The sequence below is a fragment of the Streptomyces sp. NBC_00448 genome (assembly GCF_036014115.1).
In the GTDB taxonomy this organism is placed as follows: Bacteria; Actinomycetota; Actinomycetes; order Streptomycetales; family Streptomycetaceae; genus Actinacidiphila.
In genome coordinates, this window is record NZ_CP107913.1 from 2,512,466 (window position 1) to 2,527,629 (window position 15,164).

Annotated in this window: 13 protein-coding genes; all 13 read right to left on the minus strand. The window is 72.5% G+C overall.

Annotation, left to right across the window (positions count from 1 at the left end; genetic code table 11):
- Window positions 1–19 precede the first annotated feature (19 nt).
- Window positions 20–1,312, minus strand: coding sequence for a DivIVA domain-containing protein (locus OG370_RS10665; protein ID WP_328462954.1), 1,293 nt, complete (start codon window positions 1,310–1,312; stop codon window positions 20–22).
- A gap of 46 nt (window positions 1,313–1,358) precedes the next feature.
- A complete protein-coding gene (locus OG370_RS10670; protein WP_328462956.1) occupies window positions 1,359–1,646 on the minus strand; it encodes a YggT family protein in 288 nt (95 codons plus the stop codon).
- A 92-nt stretch (window positions 1,647–1,738) separates the two neighbouring features.
- Window positions 1,739–2,356 (minus strand): cell division protein SepF, encoded by a 618-nt coding sequence (locus tag OG370_RS10675; RefSeq protein WP_328462958.1) that lies wholly within the window; start codon window positions 2,354–2,356, stop codon window positions 1,739–1,741.
- A 94-nt stretch (window positions 2,357–2,450) separates the two neighbouring features.
- Window positions 2,451–3,170: a YggS family pyridoxal phosphate-dependent enzyme gene (locus tag OG370_RS10680; RefSeq protein ID WP_328462960.1), complete on the minus strand. Its 720-nt coding sequence runs from the start codon at window positions 3,168–3,170 to the stop codon at window positions 2,451–2,453.
- Between the two features lie 6 nt (window positions 3,171–3,176).
- On the minus strand, window positions 3,177–3,929 hold the full coding sequence (pgeF, locus tag OG370_RS10685) for a peptidoglycan editing factor PgeF (RefSeq protein ID WP_328462962.1): 753 nt from the start codon (window positions 3,927–3,929) through the stop codon (window positions 3,177–3,179).
- A 31-nt stretch (window positions 3,930–3,960) separates the two neighbouring features.
- The gene (ftsZ, locus tag OG370_RS10690) at window positions 3,961–5,226 is read right to left on the minus strand and encodes a cell division protein FtsZ (protein ID WP_328462964.1); all 1,266 of its coding nucleotides are present in this window, start codon (window positions 5,224–5,226) and stop codon (window positions 3,961–3,963) included.
- 261 nt (window positions 5,227–5,487) lie between these two features.
- Entirely contained in the window at window positions 5,488–6,276 is a 789-nt protein-coding gene (locus tag OG370_RS10695) for a cell division protein FtsQ/DivIB (RefSeq protein ID WP_328462966.1), read from the minus strand.
- 83 nt (window positions 6,277–6,359) lie between these two features.
- Window positions 6,360–7,448: an undecaprenyldiphospho-muramoylpentapeptide beta-N-acetylglucosaminyltransferase gene (gene murG, locus OG370_RS10700; RefSeq protein ID WP_328473970.1), complete on the minus strand. Its 1,089-nt coding sequence runs from the start codon at window positions 7,446–7,448 to the stop codon at window positions 6,360–6,362.
- A 6-nt stretch (window positions 7,449–7,454) separates the two neighbouring features.
- On the minus strand, window positions 7,455–8,927 hold the full coding sequence (ftsW, locus tag OG370_RS10705) for a putative lipid II flippase FtsW (RefSeq protein ID WP_328473972.1): 1,473 nt from the start codon (window positions 8,925–8,927) through the stop codon (window positions 7,455–7,457).
- Between the two features lie 517 nt (window positions 8,928–9,444).
- Window positions 9,445–10,848 (minus strand): UDP-N-acetylmuramoyl-L-alanine--D-glutamate ligase, encoded by a 1,404-nt coding sequence (gene murD, locus OG370_RS10710; protein ID WP_443060858.1) that lies wholly within the window; start codon window positions 10,846–10,848, stop codon window positions 9,445–9,447.
- A 140-nt stretch (window positions 10,849–10,988) separates the two neighbouring features.
- Complete coding sequence (gene mraY, locus OG370_RS10715) at window positions 10,989–12,053, minus strand: phospho-N-acetylmuramoyl-pentapeptide-transferase (RefSeq protein ID WP_328462969.1); 1,065 nt, start codon at window positions 12,051–12,053, stop codon at window positions 10,989–10,991.
- Window positions 12,050–13,501 carry a UDP-N-acetylmuramoyl-tripeptide--D-alanyl-D-alanine ligase gene (locus OG370_RS10720; RefSeq protein WP_328462971.1) on the minus strand — a complete coding sequence of 484 codons (1,452 nt, stop codon included), beginning with the start codon at window positions 13,499–13,501 and terminating at the stop codon, window positions 12,050–12,052. The genes mraY and OG370_RS10720 overlap by 4 nt, the downstream gene beginning before the upstream one ends.
- Window positions 13,498–15,141 (minus strand): UDP-N-acetylmuramoyl-L-alanyl-D-glutamate--2,6-diaminopimelate ligase, encoded by a 1,644-nt coding sequence (locus OG370_RS10725; RefSeq protein WP_328473974.1) that lies wholly within the window; start codon window positions 15,139–15,141, stop codon window positions 13,498–13,500. The genes OG370_RS10720 and OG370_RS10725 overlap by 4 nt, the downstream gene beginning before the upstream one ends.
- Between the last annotated feature and the right edge of the window lie 23 nt (window positions 15,142–15,164).

A 15,164-nucleotide genomic window follows, 5' to 3' on the forward strand; every position in this document is an offset into this window, starting at 1 on the left:
GTGCTGGGTGGAGAACGTCCTAGTTGTCGTCCTCGTCAATCAGAAACCCTCGCATCGGCGTCGGTGCCTGCTGCAACGGCTGTGGCCCCTGCGGCCGTACCGGAGCCATCGGCTGCGTCATCGCGGGAGACATCTGCTGCTGGCCACCATACGTGGGCCCGGGTGTGTGCCCGCCGCCCATGGAGCCGTTCTGCGCGGCGCCGGCTCCGTAGGAAGGCCCACCGGAACCGCCGTGGCCCATCGCTCCGGCACCCGCGGGCGCCATCCCGCCCATGGAGTTGCTGCCGCCCATGGAACCGCCACCACCCATGGAACTGCCGCCCATGGAAGGCGCGGAGGGCAGCGACGGCGCCGGCGGGGAGGTCCGCGGCGGGGCGAGCGAGTCGTCCGCCTGGTTCTCCAACTGGCGCAGCTGCGACTCCAGGTAGGACTTCAGCCGGGTGCGGTACTCCCGCTCGAACCCGCGCAGGTCCTCGACCTTGCGCTCGAGCGTCGCCCGCGCGGACTCCAGGGAGCCCATGGCCACGCGGTGCTTCTCCTGGGCGTCCCGCTCCAGCGCGTCGGCCTTGGCGCGGGCGTCCCGCTCCAAGCCCTCGGCGCGGCTGCGCGCTTCGCCCACGATCTTGTTGGCCTCGGACCGCGCCTCGGCGATCGCCTGGTCGGCGGTCTGCTGGGCGAGCGAGAGGACGCGGGCGGCGCTGTCGCCACCGGGGCCCTGCTGCTGCATCGGGTGCTGGCCCATCGGGCCGGGGCCGCCCTGCATGCCCGGACCGCCGGGACCACCAGGCCCCTGCATACCCGGACCACCGGGACCCTGCATGCCACCAGGACCCTGCTGCTGCATGGGGTGCCCCTGCTGCTGCATCGGGTGCTGGCCCATCTGGCCCATCGGGCCGGGGCCTTGCTGCTGCATGGGGTGCTGCCCCATCTGCCCCATCTGGCCCGGGCCGGGGCCGTGCTGCTGCTGCCCACTCGGTCCAGCCGGCAGCTGCGGTGCGCCACCCGGCAGTTGGGGCGGGCCCATCTGCTGCTGCGGCATCTGCTGCTGCACCGGCTGCGGTCCGGATATGGCGGCGGGGACCGGACGATCCTGCTGCTCCGGCTTGCGCATGTTCTGCGGCTGCTGGTTGGCAGCGGCGGCCCGAGTCGCCGCGGCCAACTTGGCCCGCAGGTCCTCGTTCTCGCGGAGCAGTCGGGTCAGTTCCGACTCCACCTCGTCGAGGAAGGCGTCGACCTCATCCTCGTCATAGCCCTCTCGGAGGCGGACGGTCGTGAACTGCTTGTTCCGAACGTCCTCGGGGGTCAGCGGCATCTCTTCACCTCAACGTGATCGTCGACATATCGGGAGCCCACACCGTTCACATCAAACCCCCTACGACGGAGATCAGGATGAACACGATGATCATCAATACGAAGAAGGACAGGTCGAGCGCCACGCCCCCGAGACGTAGCGGCGGGATGAAACGCCGCAGAAGCTTAAGTGGCGGATCGGTGACAGTGTAGGTGGCTTCCAGGATGACCACCATCGCCTTCCCAGGGTGCCACGAACGGGCGAACTGGAAGACGTAATCCATCACCAATCGGAAGATGAGCACGAACAGGAAGACGTACAGCGCGATGTACAGCACCTGGAGTGCGACATTCATCGCGCTTCCCTCTCCCCTGCTCATCCATCGGCCTGCCGGCCGGGTCCTACATGTCGTGCGGTTGCGTTCTGCCTGGTCAGACCAGGTTCAGGCTAGCTCTGGTTGAAGAACCCACCCTCGGCGATGCGAGCCTTGTCCTCCGCCGTGACATCGACGTTAGCAGGCGAGAGCAGAAAGACCTTCTGCGTCACCCGCTCGATGCTGCCGTGCAGGCCGAAGACCAGACCGGCGGCAAAGTCGACAAGTCGCTTCGCGTCGGTGTCGTCCATCTCGGTCAAGTTCATGATCACCGGGGTGCCTTCACGGAAGTGTTCCCCGATGGTACGGGCTTCGTTGTAGGTCCGGGGATGCAGCGTGGTGATCCGGTACGGTTCCCGCTCTGACACGACCTTGGGCATGATCACCGGTGCGTTCTTCTCCAGGTTCTGACGTTCGGGTGTGATGGATGCCACTGGGGCGATCCGCGGTTCGCGCGGCGCCGGGGCATGCACCAGCCGCGGGGGGTCGTCCTGCGGCTGCGGGCTCGGCGGCACGTGCTGGCTGTGCGGCCTACGAGCGGCGGCGCGTTCGGGCTCCGGGTCGGCCCGGCCGCTGGGCGGCGTGGCCATCTCGGGCTCGAACTCGTCGTCGGGGTCGAACCCCGGTCCGTCGTATCCGTCGTCCTCCACGAGACCGAGGTAGACCGCCATCTTGCGCATCGCGCCGGCCATGCTCTGCGTCCTCTCAGCGGGGTTCGGTCCGCGGCCGCCGCTCGGGGCGGCCGCCACACCATATTTATGCTGTGGTCCGACTTGTTTGGTGACGTTACCGGAGCCCGGGACGGACTCCGAGTACCGCCGTACCGACGCGTACATGTGTCGCTCCGGCGGCCACCGCTTCGTCCAGATCCTGACTCATCCCTGCCGAGACCATGTTCGCAGCCGGATGCGTCTCGCGCAGGCGGGATGAGATTTCCGCCAACCGATCGAAGGCCGCGCGGGGTTGACCCGCGTACGCCCCCGCCAGCGGCGCGACCGTCATCACACCGTCGAGCCGCAGCCCGTCGGCGGCGGCGATCGCGTCGGCCAGCGGGCCCACCGCGTCGGGTGCCACCCCGCCGCGTTCGCCCCGGTCGCCGGACTCGGCGTCGAGGGCGACCTGCACCAGGCAACCGAGCCGTCTTCCCGCGGCGGTGGCCGCGGCGGACAGTGCGGTGACCAGGCGAAGACGGTCGACGGAGTGCACGTGGTCAGCGTAACGGACCACGGAGCGCGCTTTGTTGGTCTGCAACTGGCCGACGAAGTGCCAGGTCAGCGGGAGGTCGGCGCATGCGGCGGCCTTGGGTCCGGCATCCTGGTCGCGGTTCTCCGCGACCTGCCGCACACCGAGGCCGGACAGCACCCGGACGTCCTCGGCCGGGTAGGTCTTCGTCACCACGATCAGGGTGACCTCGTCACGGCTCCGGCCGGCCGCCTCGCAGGCGCGCGCGATCCGTTCCCGTACCACCGCCAGGTTCGCGGCGATCTCTTCGGCTCTGCTCGACACGCCCGTTCACCCGGTCCGTTCCGGCGCCGCGGCGGCCGTGCCGTCCGGCCCGCCGTCGCGCCAGACGTAGCCCGCCAGCCGGCCGGTGGTGCGGTCGCGGCGGTACGAGAAGTGGTCGGCGGACTCCCGCGTGCAGACCGTCGGACCCTCGATCACCCGTACGCCGCAGCGCGCGAGTTGGGCGATCACGCCGGCGCTCACATCGAGCGCGGGCGTGCCCCAACTCGTCTCGGCGTACGACTCGGGTACGGCGGACGCGACCTCGCTCCGGAGCGCGGCGGGCACCTCATAGCACTTACCGCACACCGAGGGGCCGAGCAGCGCGCTGATCCGCTCCGGCCGCGCGCCGGCCGCGACCATCGCGCCGACCGCGGCCGGCACCACGCCGGCCACCAGTCCGGGCCGTCCGGCGTGCGCGGCGGCGACCACGCCGGCGGCGGGGTCGGCGAGCAACACCGGTACGCAGTCGGCGGTGAGCACCGCGAGGGTCAGGTCCGCGCGGGTGGTGACGACGGCGTCGGCCGCCGGGACCGGTCTCTCGCCCCAGGGTGCGTCGACGACCACGACGTCGCGGCCGTGCACCTGGTGCATCCACACCACCCGGTCCGCGTCGCGGCCGAGCGCCCGCGCGGCGCGCTCCCGGTTGGCCCGGACCGCGGCCGGGTCGTCGCCCACCGCGCCACCGAGGTTGAGGCTGTCATACGGAACGGCGCTCACCCCGCCCCACCTGTCGGTGAAGGCGAAGTGCGCGCCGTCCACTGCCGTGCTGTGCCCTATCACTTCCGGGCGGTCACTTCAGGAAGTCGGGAACGTCGAGTTCCTCGACGGCCGGGTCCTGGTACGGCCGGGCCGGCGGGACCAGCGGGCCGGACGGGGTGCCGGGGTTCTCGGCGACCGGCTCGCTGTCCGGCTCGGGCTCCCGCTCGACCGGCGCCGGCACGCTGCCGATACCGGTGAACGACGGGGTCAGCCGGCCCGCGTCGGAGCCGGCGCCCCGTCCGGCACCGGCGCCGGACGAACCGGTCGGGGTGCCGGACGACGAGCCCGACGAGTCGTCACGGCCGGTGTAGCCGCCGACCAGTTTTTCCCGGCTGCCCTTGGTGGGCGGCTGGCCGCCGTCGAAGCCGGCCGCGATGACGGTCACCCGCACCTCGTCGCCGAGGGCGTCGTCGATGACCGCGCCGAAGATGATGTTCGCCTCGGGGTGGGCGGCCTCGCTGACCAGTTGGGCCGCCTCGTTGATCTCGAACAGGCCGAGGTCGGAGCCACCGGAGATGGAGAGCAGCACACCGCGGGCGCCGTCGATGGACGCCTCCAGCAGCGGCGAGGAGATCGCCATCTCCGCGGCCGCCACCGCGCGGTCGTCGCCGCGGGCGGAGCCGATGCCCATCAGCGCGGAACCCGCCTCGGACATCACCGACTTGACGTCGGCGAAGTCGAGGTTGATCAGGCCGGGGGTGGTGATCAGGTCGGTGATGCCCTGCACGCCGGAGAGCAGCACCTGGTCCGCGGAGCGGAAGGCGTCCAGCACGCTCACCTGGCGGTCGGAGATCGACAGCAGCCGGTCGTTGGGGATCACGATCAGCGTGTCGACGTTCTCCCGCAGGCCGGCGATGCCGTCCTCGGCCTGGTTGGCGCGGCGGCGGCCCTCGAAGGTGAAGGGGCGGGTCACCACGCCGATGGTGAGCGCGCCCAGCGAGCGGGCGATGTTGGCCACGACGGGGGCGCCGCCGGTGCCGGTGCCTCCTCCCTCGCCCGCGGTGACGAAGACCATGTCGGCGCCCTTGAGCACCTCTTCGATCTCCTCGCGGTGGTCCTCCGCGGCCTTGCGGCCGACGTCGGGGTTGGCGCCGGCGCCGAGGCCCCGGGTCAGTTCGCGGCCGACGTCCAGCTTGACGTCGGCGTCGCTCATGAGCAGGGCCTGCGCATCGGTATTGATCGCGATGAACTCGACGCCCTTGAGACCGACCTCGATCATCCGGTTGATGGCGTTGACGCCACCGCCGCCGATGCCGACGACCTTGATGACTGCGAGGTAGTTCTGCGGTGCTGCCACGTCGAAGGCCTCTCGCCTCGAGTTACGAATCGTGTGGGACGGTCGGTACGCTCGCCGGTGCCGTTCCGAACCCTAACCCTGAGGTTTAGGGTTACCAGTACGCCAGTCCCATGTGTTCCCTTGGGACGAGACACTAAGTCGACAAGCGGTGGCGGTTCAACGAACACGCCGAACCTCCCGTTTTTCTTTTCACCCTATGTGATCACGCCGTCCTTCGCGCAGCCGGGTGCGAACGCCTTGTCGCGGCTGGCCTCGCAGCCGTCAACTCCCGGAAGCAGCAGGGGCGGTGGGCGCACTGACGTCGTAGTGCGTCGCGTCCGGCTGCGCCTTCATCAGCGCGGTGAGCGTGCGCGCCTTGCGTGCGCCGTTCTCGGAACTCCCCCACACCACCTCGCGCCCGCCGGAGAGTTCGACGGTGATGCCGTCGTAGGAACGCACCCGGATCGCGGTGGCGTGGCCACTGAGGGATTGCGGCAACTCGGCCGAGACGGCAATGGCGGCGCGCAGCAGTCCCTTTGTGCCGAATTGGCGAACGCTCGCGGCCTGCGGGTCGGTCAACTGCACCAGCGGCACCCCGCGCGGCGCCCGGTCGACGGTGGCGAATCGCACGCCGCCGCGGTCGACTTCGGTGTAGCGGGTGCCGTCCTTGAGCACCGCCGACGGGGTCCGTTCGACGATCCGCAGCTTTACGGTGTGCGGCCAGGAGCGGTCCACGTCCACGTGGTCGATTCGCGGGAGCGCGGCGGTGAGCCGTTTGCCGACGGCGCCGGTGTCCACGGAGAACAGGGCGCCGCCGAGCGGGACTTTCGCCGCGCTGACGATCTGATCATCGGTCAATACGGAGTTGCCGGTGACCTTGACGCGTTCGGCCCGCAGCAGCGGAGAGCCGTACACGAGGTAGCCGCCGCCCCCGCCGACCACGGTCAACGCGACCAGCGCGAGCAGCAGTACGTTCCGCCTGCGGCGCGCCGTGCCGCGGGGTGGCCGAGGTGACGGTCGGAGCGGGCCGCCCCGCACGCGGCTCGCGCCGGGCGCTGCCAGTCGGGTCATCTCGGCCTCCGGAGTGGGCGATGGTGCTCCTATCCTGCAACGGGTTCGCCCGCGGGTACGGCAACCCGCCGCGAGAGTCCCCGTTACCGCCGGGCGGCGATCGCCTCGTAGACCATTCGCATCAGCAGCTCGTCCGCGTCGCGGCGGCCGAACTCCGCGGCGGCGCGGGACATGTCGTACAGCCGGTGCGGGTCGGTGAGGACGGGAAGGACGTTCCCCAGCACCCAGTCCGGCGTCAGCTCCGCGTCGTCCACGAGCACGCCGCCGCCCGCCTTGACCACCGGCTGCGCGTTGAGCCGCTGCTCGCCGTTGCCGATCGGCAGCGGCACGTACGCCGCGGGCAGCCCCACCGCGGAGAGTTCGGCGACGGTCATCGCGCCGGCCCGGCACAGCATCATGTCGGCGGCGGCGTAGGCGAGATCCATCCGGTCGAGGTAGGGCACCGGACGGTACGGCGGCATGCCGGGCATGTTGTCGGACTGCGGCAGTTCGTTCTTCGGGCCGACCGCGTGCAGGATCTGCACCCCGGACTGCTGGAGCCGCGGGGCGACCGTGGTCACCACCTCGTTGAGCCGCCGGGCGCCCTGGGAGCCGCCGGAGACCAGCAGCGTCGGCAGGTTCTGGTCGAGGCCGAACGCGTGCCGGGCCTCGGGGCGGGCGGCGGCGCGGTCGAGGGTGGCGATGGAGCGGCGCAGCGGGATGCCGATGTAGTGCGAGTCGCGCAGCTTGCTGTCAGGGGTGGAGACGGCCACGGTGTGCGCGTAGCGGGAGCCGATCTTGTTGGCCAGGCCCGGCCGGGCGTTGGCCTCGTGGACGACGATCGGCACGCCGAGGCGCTTGGCGGCGAGGTAGCCGGGCAGGGCGACATAGCCGCCGAAGCCGACCAGGCAGTCGGCCTTGGTGCGCTCCAGGATCTGCTCGGCGGCCTTGATGGTGCCGCGCAGCCGACCGGGGACGGTGATCAGTTCGGGGGTGGGCCGGCGCGGCAGCGGGACCGCGGGGATGAGGGCGAGTTCGTAGCCCCGCTCGGGCACGAGCCTGGTCTCCAGGCCGCGCTCGGTGCCCAGTGCGGTGATTCCCACGGTCGGGTCCTGCCTGCGCAGGGCATCGGCGAGCGCGAGCGCCGGCTCGATGTGGCCGGCGGTCCCCCCACCGGCGAGTACGACATGCACCGTCATTCACCGCTCTCCCGACGGCCGCCTTCCGGTACGCCGTCGCATCGTCCTTTTCATCGCCCCGGTCAGGGAGTTGTGCTCCCGCATGGCCAGGGCCGCCCGCGCCGCCGGCTCGCTTCTGGCGAAGGAGATCAGCAGCCCCACGGCGTACATGGTCGGCAGGAGGGCCGAGCCTCCGTAGGAGAACAGCGGGAGCGGGACACCGGCGATCGGCAGCAGGCCGAGCACCGCACCGACGTTGATCACGGATTGGACCGTGATCCAGGTGGTCACGCCACCCGCTGCGAACCTGACGAAGGGGTCCTCCGTGCGACCGGCCACGCGGATACCCGCGTAGCCTAGTGCCGCGAAGAGGGCGAGTACGGACAGCGTGCCCGCCAGGCCCAGTTCCTCGCCGGTCACGGCGAAGATGAAGTCGGTGTGCGGCTCGGGAAGTTCGCCCCATTTCTCCACGCTCGCGCCCAGGCCGGTGCCGAACCAGCCGCCGGACGCGAGGGCGTAGATGCCGTGCACGGCCTGCCAGCACTGGTCGTTGGCGCCGGGTGAGGTCGCGGCGATGCAGTGCAGCCGGCCCATCCGGTTGGGGCTGGTCAGCACGAAGAGCGCGGCCAGCACGCCGGCCGCGGCCAGCACACCGGTGAACAGCCGGGTGGGGGCGCCGGCCAGCCACAGCAGGCCGAACAGGACCGCGGTGAGCACCATGGTGGTGCCCATGTCGCCGCCGAGCATGATCAGGCCGAGCAGCAGCACGGCGACCGGCACCAGCGGCACCAGCAGGTGCTTCCACTGGGTGAGCAGCTTCTTCTCGTTCTTGCGGGCCAGCAGGTCGGCGCCCCACATCACCAGGGCGAGCTTGCCGAACTCGCTGGGCTGGAGCTGGAACGGGCCGCCGATGGACAGCCAGTTGGTGTTGCCGTTGACCGTCTGCCCTATCCCCGGCACCTGGACCAGGCACATCAGGAAGACCGCGCCGAGCAGCAGCGGGTAGGCCAGCGCCCGATGCAGCCGGATCGGCATCCGCGCCGCCGCGTACAGCAGCACCGAGCCGATCGCCACGGCCATCAGCTGCTTGCGGAAGTAGTACGTCGACGGCAGGCCGTAGCGCAGCGCCTGGATCATCGACGCGGAGTAGACCATCACCAGGCCGAGCACGGTGATCAGCAGCCCGGCGCCGAGGATCACGTAGTACGCGGTGAGCGGGCGGTCCCACGCGTCGCGCACCTGCTTCGGCAGCCGTGCGGCGCCGCGCCGCGCGCTGCCGCGCGGCCGGTTGCCGCCGGCCGTGAACCGGGGCGGGCGGGCGGCCGGTACGTGGCCGCCGCGCGGGCGCTCCGGCGAGGACGTCGCCGCGCGGCGCACGGCGGCGCGCTCCGCGGCGGCGGCCCGGGAGCCGCCCTGGTCCGCGGTGGCAGCGTTGCCGCGCGGGGCCGGGCCGTCGCCGGCGGCCCGCCGCACGCGACCCGCGGGGGACGGCATCCGCCGCCCGGAACCCGCGGGCGCGCCCTCGGCGCCCTGGCCCGCGCGCGGTGCGCTCGGTGCCCGGTCGGCCCGGCGCTCGCCGGAAGGCCGGGGGCCGTCGGAGATCCCGCCGGCACCGGACAGCCGGCCCCGGTCGGTGCGGCGTCCCTCGTCGGCCCGGCGGCCGTTCCCGGACGCCCCGTCAGCACCGTTCGGCCGGCCGCGATCCGGCGCCGGGCGCTCGCCCGGCGACCGTGCTCCGCCCGCGCGGCCGCCACCGGAGGCGGTACGACCGGACGGCGGCAGCGGATCGGTGCCACGGGCGCCGGGCGTGCCCTTCGGCGCGCCGCCGCTGCGTCCGGCCGGCGGGAGCCGGTCCGGGCCGGGGGTACGCGGGGACGCGCCGTCGGCCTGGCGGCGGCCGGACGGGGGCGGACGGTCCTCGCCGCCGTGGGCGGTGAAGCGGTCTCGCGGCATGCGTCCCCTCCTCGGTGCGCGGGTACGGCCGGCCGCCGTCCCGAGCCGGGACCGCGGGTCAGCGGCCGTGGTCGGCCGGGCCGGCCTCCTCCGGTCCGCCGCCACGGGCGGCGAGGGCGCGTACCGCCTCGGCGAACACGTCACCGCGCTGGTTGTAGTTGGTGAACATGTCCATCGACGCGCAGGCCGGGGCGAGCAGGACCGTGTCGCCCGGCTGGGCGAGGTCGCGGGCCGTGCCGACGGCGGCGGACATCGCCCCAGTGTCGGTCCGTTCCAGCTCCACCACGGGTACCTGCGGGGCGTGTCGCGCGAGCGCTTCGCGGATCACCGCCCGGTCGGCGCCGAACAGGACCGCCGCCCGCAGCCGGGAGGCGGCCGCCGCGGCCAGCGCGTCGAACTCCGCGCCCTTGGCGAGACCGCCCGCCAGCCACACCACCGACGGGTACGACGTCAGCGACGCCTCGGCGGCGTGCGTGTTGGTGGCCTTGGAGTCGTCGACGTAGGTGACGCCGTCGACGACGGCGACCTCGGCGATGCGGTGGGCGTCGGGCCGGAAGGCCCGCAACCCTTCGCGGACGGCATCCGGCCGGACCCCGTAGGCGCGGGCGAGCGCGGCTGCGGCCAGCGCGTTGGCGATGTTGTGCGGCGCGGGCGGGCGGACGTCCGCGACCTCGGCGAGTTCCTGCGCCTGATGCTGCCGGTCCTCGACGAACGCGCGGTCCACCAGGATGCCGTCGACCACGCCGAACTGCGAGGGCGTGGGCGCCTGGAGGGTGAAGCCGATCGCCCGGCAGCCCTCCTCGACGTCGGCCTCGCGCACCAGCCGCTCGGTCTCCGGGTCGGCGGTGTTGTACACGCAGGCGACCTGGTTGCCCGTGTAGATCCGGCCCTTGTCCGCGGCGTACGCGGCCATCGAGCCGTGCCAGTCGAGGTGGTCGGGCGCGAGGTTGAGCACTGCCGCGGAGTGCGGGCGGATGCTCGGCGCCCAGTGGAGCTGGTAGCTGGACAGTTCGACGGCGAGGACGTCGTAAGGACCGCCCTCCTGGTCGCCGAGGATGACGTCGAAGAGCGAGACGCCGATGTTGCCGACGGCCGCGGTGCGCAGGCCCGCCGCGGTGAGGATCGCGGCGAGCATGCGGGTGGCGGTGGTCTTGCCGTTGGTGCCGGTGATGGCCAGCCACGGTGCCGCGCCGGGTCCGCGCAGCCGCCAGGCGAGTTCGACGTCGCCCCACACCTGCACGCCCGCGGCCCCGGCCGCCGCGAACAGCGGACTGGACGGCTTCCAGCCGGGGGTGGTGACGACCAGGTTGGTGCCGTCGGGGAGGGTGTCGGCGTCGCCGAGGCGTACGGCGATGCCGAGCGCCTCCAGTTCGGCCGCTTCGGCGTGCTGCTTGTCGCCGGCCGGGCCGTTGACCACGGTGACGCGGGCGCCGAGGTGGTGCAGCGCCTTCGCCGCGGGCACCCCGGAGACACCGAGCCCGGCGACGGTGACCCGGGCGTCCTTGAAGTCGGCCGGGTCGTCGAACCGGGCCGGGCCGTCCTCGGTCCTGGCCGGGCTCTGCTCGGACCCGGCCGGGCCGCCGGCGCCGGGCTGAGTGCCCGTCACGACGCCGCCACCCAGGCCGCGTAGAACAGGCCGAGGCCGACGGCCATGCACATGCCCTGGATGATCCAGAACCGGACCACGATCAGGACCTCGCTCCAGCCCTTGAGTTCGAAGTGGTGCTGCAGGGGCGCCATGCGGAAGACCCGCTTGCCGGTGAGGCGGAAGGACCCGACCTGGATGACCACGGACATGGTGATCAGGACGAACAGGCCGCCCAGGATGGCCATCAGCAACTCGGTGCGCGAGCAGATCGCCAGACCGGCCAGCGCCCCGCCGAGGGCGAGCGAGCCGGTGTCGCCCATGAAGATCTTCGCCGGCGAGGTGTTCCACCACAGGAAGCCGAAGCAGGCGCCCATCAGCGCGGCGGCCACCACGGCCAGGTCGAGCGGGTCGCGCACCTCGTAACACGCGCCGTTGGCACTGACCGGGGCACCGCACCACTCGCCGTGCTGCCACACGCCGATGACGGTGTAGGCGGCGAAGACCATCACGGACGCGCCGGTGGCCAGGCCGTCGAGGCCGTCGGTGAGATTCACGCCGTTGGACATCGCCAGGATCATGAACAGCGCCCAGATCACGAAGATGACCGGGCCGATCGACCAGCCGAAGTCCGAGGTGAAGGAGAGCTTCGTGGACGCCGGGGTCTGGCCGCGCGAGTCGTGGAAGTTCAGCGCGAGCACCGCGAAGCCGATGCCGACGATGAGCTGGCCGGCCATCTTCGCCTTGGCCCGCAGGCCCAGGCTGCGCTGCTTGACGATCTTGATGTAGTCGTCGAGGAAGCCGACCAGGCCCATGCCGACGGTCAGGAACAGCACCAGCACACCGGAGACGGTGGGCTTGTCACCGGTGGCCAGCTTGGTGACCACATACGCGATCACCGTGGCCAGGATGAACGCGATACCGCCCATGGTGGGCGTGCCGCGCTTGCTGTGGTGGGTCTTCGGGCCGTCGTCCCGGATCATCTGCCCGTAGCCCTTGCGGGCCAGCAGGCGGATCAGCAGGGGGGTGCCGAACAGCGACAGGAACAGTCCCAGGACGCCGGAGACGAGGATCTGCTTCATCGGGTGGCACCCTCGCGGGCCGCTCCCGGGCCGTCGGCGCCGCCGCCGGCCTCGATCAGCGCGAGGGCGACGGACTCAAGTCCGACCGACCTCGATGCCTTGACCAGCACGACATCTCCCGGCCGCGCCCCTGCGCGTACCAGGTCGACCGCCGCCTCCGCGTCGGACACGTGCACCGACTCCTCACCCCACGAACCCTCGTTGTAGGCGCCCATTTGCAGCCATGCGGCTTCCGTGCCGCCGACGGCCACGAGCTTGCTGACGTTGAGTCGGACGGCCAGCCGCCCCACCGCGTCGTGCTCCGCGAGCGACTGCTCACCGAGTTCGGCCATCTTGCCCAGCACCGCCCACGTACGGCCCCCCCGAGCCTGTGCGGAGCTGCCCATCGCCGCGAGTGTCCGCAGGGCTGCCCTCATGGATTCCGGGTTCGCGTTGTAGGCGTCATTGATGACCGTCACGCCGTCGGGCAGCTCGGTGACCTCCATCCGCCAGCGCGAGAGCGTGCCGGCCGCGGAGAGCGCGGTGGCGATCTCCTCGACAGGCATGCCGAGTTCACGGGCGACGGCGGCCGCGGCGAGCGCGTTCGACACGTGATGCTCACCGTACAGGCGCAAGGTCACTTCGGCGCACCCGGAGGGTGTGCGCAGCGTGAAGTGGGGCCGGCCGTCGGCGCCCAGCGTCACGTTCTCGGCGCGTACGTCCGCTTCGGGGGCTTCGCCGAAGGTCACCACTTTCGCCTTGGTTCGGGTGCGCATGGCACTCACCAGCGGATCGTCGGCGTTGAGCACGGCGACGCCGCCCTCGGCCTCGGCCGGCAGCGCCTCCACGAGTTCGCCCTTGGCCTGCGCGATCTGCTCGCGGCCGCCGAACTCGCCGATGTGCGCGCTGCCCACGTTGAGCACCAGGCCGATCCGGGGCGGGGTGAGCCCGGTCAGGTAGGCGATGTGGCCGATGCCGCGGGCGCCCATCTCCAGCACCAGGTGCCGGGTGCCCTCGTCGGCGCTGAGCGCGGTCAGCGGCAGCCCGATCTCGTTGTTGAAGGAGCCGGGCGTCCACACCGTCGGTGCCAGGCGCTCCAGGAGCTGCGCGAGCAGGTCCTTGGTGCTGGTCTTGCCGGCCGAGCCGGTGAGCGCCACCACGGTCGCGCCCAACTGCTCGATGACGTGCCGGGCGAGCGCGCCGAGCGTGGCCTGGACGTCGTCCACCACGATGGCGGGCACGCCGACCGGCCGGGACGCGAGCACCGCCACCGCCCCGTCGGCGACCGCCCCGGCGGCGAAGTCGTGGCCGTCCGAGCGCTCTCCGGCGAACGCGACGAACAGGGCGCCGGGGACCACCTCGCGGGAGTCCTTGACCACCGGACCCGTGACGCGTACCGCACTGTCCGGTATGTCGTGCGTGCTCCCGCCGACCGCACGTGCGACCTCGGCGAGGGTGAGAGGGATCACTGTTCTTGTCGGTCCTTATCGATCGCGGCGCGCAGCACCGCTCGGTCGTCGAAGGGGCGCACCTCTCCGGCGATGTCCTGGCCCTGCTCATGTCCCTTGCCGGCCACCAGCACGATGTCGCCGGGCCGCGCGAGCGCGACGGCGGCGGCCACCGCGGCGGCCCGGTCGGGTTCGACGATGACGTGTCCGCGCTGTGCGGCCGGCACTTGCGCCGCGCCGGCGAGCATCGCGCTGAGGATCTGCAGCGGGTCCTCCGAGCGGGGGTTGTCGGACGTGAGCACGGCGGTGTCGGCGAGCCGGGCGACGGCCGCGCCCATGGGAGCGCGCTTGGTGGCGTCCCGGTCGCCGCCGCAGCCGAGCACGGCGTGGATACGGCCATCGGTGGTGGTGCGCAACGCGCGCAGCACCGACTCGACGGCGTCGGTCTTGTGGGCGTAGTCCACGACCGCGAGATAGGGCTGTCCGGCGTCGACCCGCTCCAGCCGGCCCGGGACGCCGGGCACGGCGGCGATGCCGTCGGCGGCGGTCTGCGGGTCAAGGCCGGCGGCGGCCAGGGCGGCCAGCGCGGCAAGGGTGTTGGCGACGTTGAACGGGCCGGGCAGCGGCGCCACCGCCTGTACCCGCTCGCCCTTGGGGCCGATCGCGGTGAAGCGGCTGTCCATCAGGCCGGCCTGGACGTCCTCGGCCCGCCAGTCGGCGTCGAGGCTGCCCTGCGCGGAGAACGTCACCAGCGGCACGCCGGCCTCCGCGACGAGCCGGCGGCCGTACTCGTCGTCGAGGTTGACCACGCCCAGGCGGCTGCGCTGCGGGGTGAACAGCCGCGCCTTGGCCTGGAAGTAGTCCTCCATGCCGGAGTGGAACTCCATGTGCTCCGGGCTGAGGTTGGTGAAGACCGCGACGTCGAAGACGGTGCCGTCGACCCGGCCGAGGATCAGGGCGTGGCTGGAGACCTCCATGACCGCCGCGTCCACGCCGCGTTCGCCCATCACCGCGAAGAGCGCCTGGAGGTCGGTGGCCTCGGGGGTGGTGCGCTCGCTCTTGATCCGCTCGTCGCCGATCCGGGTCTCGACGGTGCCGATCAGCCCGGTGCGGCCGGCCGCGTGGCCGGCCCGCAGGCCCCCCTCGGCGAGGTAGGAGGTGGTGGTCTTGCCGGAGGTCCCGGTGATGCCGATCCGCAGCATGCCCTCGCCGGGGCGGCCGTAGACGACGGCGGCGAGCTCGCCCATCTCGGCGCGCGGGTCGGCCGCGGTGAGCACCGGCAGTCCGGTCGCGGCCGCGCGTTCGGTGCCGTCGGGATCGGTCAGTACGGCCACCGCGCCGGCCTCGGCGGCCTGCGCGGCGAAGTCGGCGCCATGCACGTGGGCGCCGGGCAGGGCCGCGTACAGGTCGCCGGGGCGGACCGCGCGGGAGTCGTGGGTGATGCCGGTGACCTGCGGGCCGTCGTCCGCCGGCGCGGCCGCGGACGGGCCGAGGCGGCGGGCGAGGTCGGCCAGCGGTGTGGGGCGCACGTGCGCCGGGCGCGGTGCACCCGGCTGTCTGAGGGTGGGTTGATCAGCTGTGGGCACGGCGGCGAGGTTACCCGGCGAGCCGGGGTCCGGGCCAAAACGACCGCTGTCGTGCCTGGTGGTGCCGCCGGGCACGGGAGGCGCGGGCGGGGTGGGTC

Excerpts from the sequence above, each read along its gene's own strand:
- ftsW (WP_328473972.1), bottom strand. The coding sequence starts at position 8,927 with ATGCCGTCCCCCGCGGGTCGCGTGCGGCGGGCCGCCGGCGACGGCCCG.
- mraY (WP_328462969.1), bottom strand. The coding sequence starts at position 12,053 with ATGAAGCAGATCCTCGTCTCCGGCGTCCTGGGACTGTTCCTGTCGCTG.
- OG370_RS10670 (WP_328462956.1), bottom strand. The coding sequence starts at position 1,646 with ATGAATGTCGCACTCCAGGTGCTGTACATCGCGCTGTACGTCTTCCTG.
- OG370_RS10695 (WP_328462966.1), bottom strand. The coding sequence starts at position 6,276 with ATGACCCGACTGGCAGCGCCCGGCGCGAGCCGCGTGCGGGGCGGCCCG.
- OG370_RS10675 (WP_328462958.1), bottom strand. The coding sequence starts at position 2,356 with ATGGCCGGCGCGATGCGCAAGATGGCGGTCTACCTCGGTCTCGTGGAG.
- OG370_RS10665 (WP_328462954.1), bottom strand. The coding sequence starts at position 1,312 with ATGCCGCTGACCCCCGAGGACGTTCGGAACAAGCAGTTCACGACCGTC.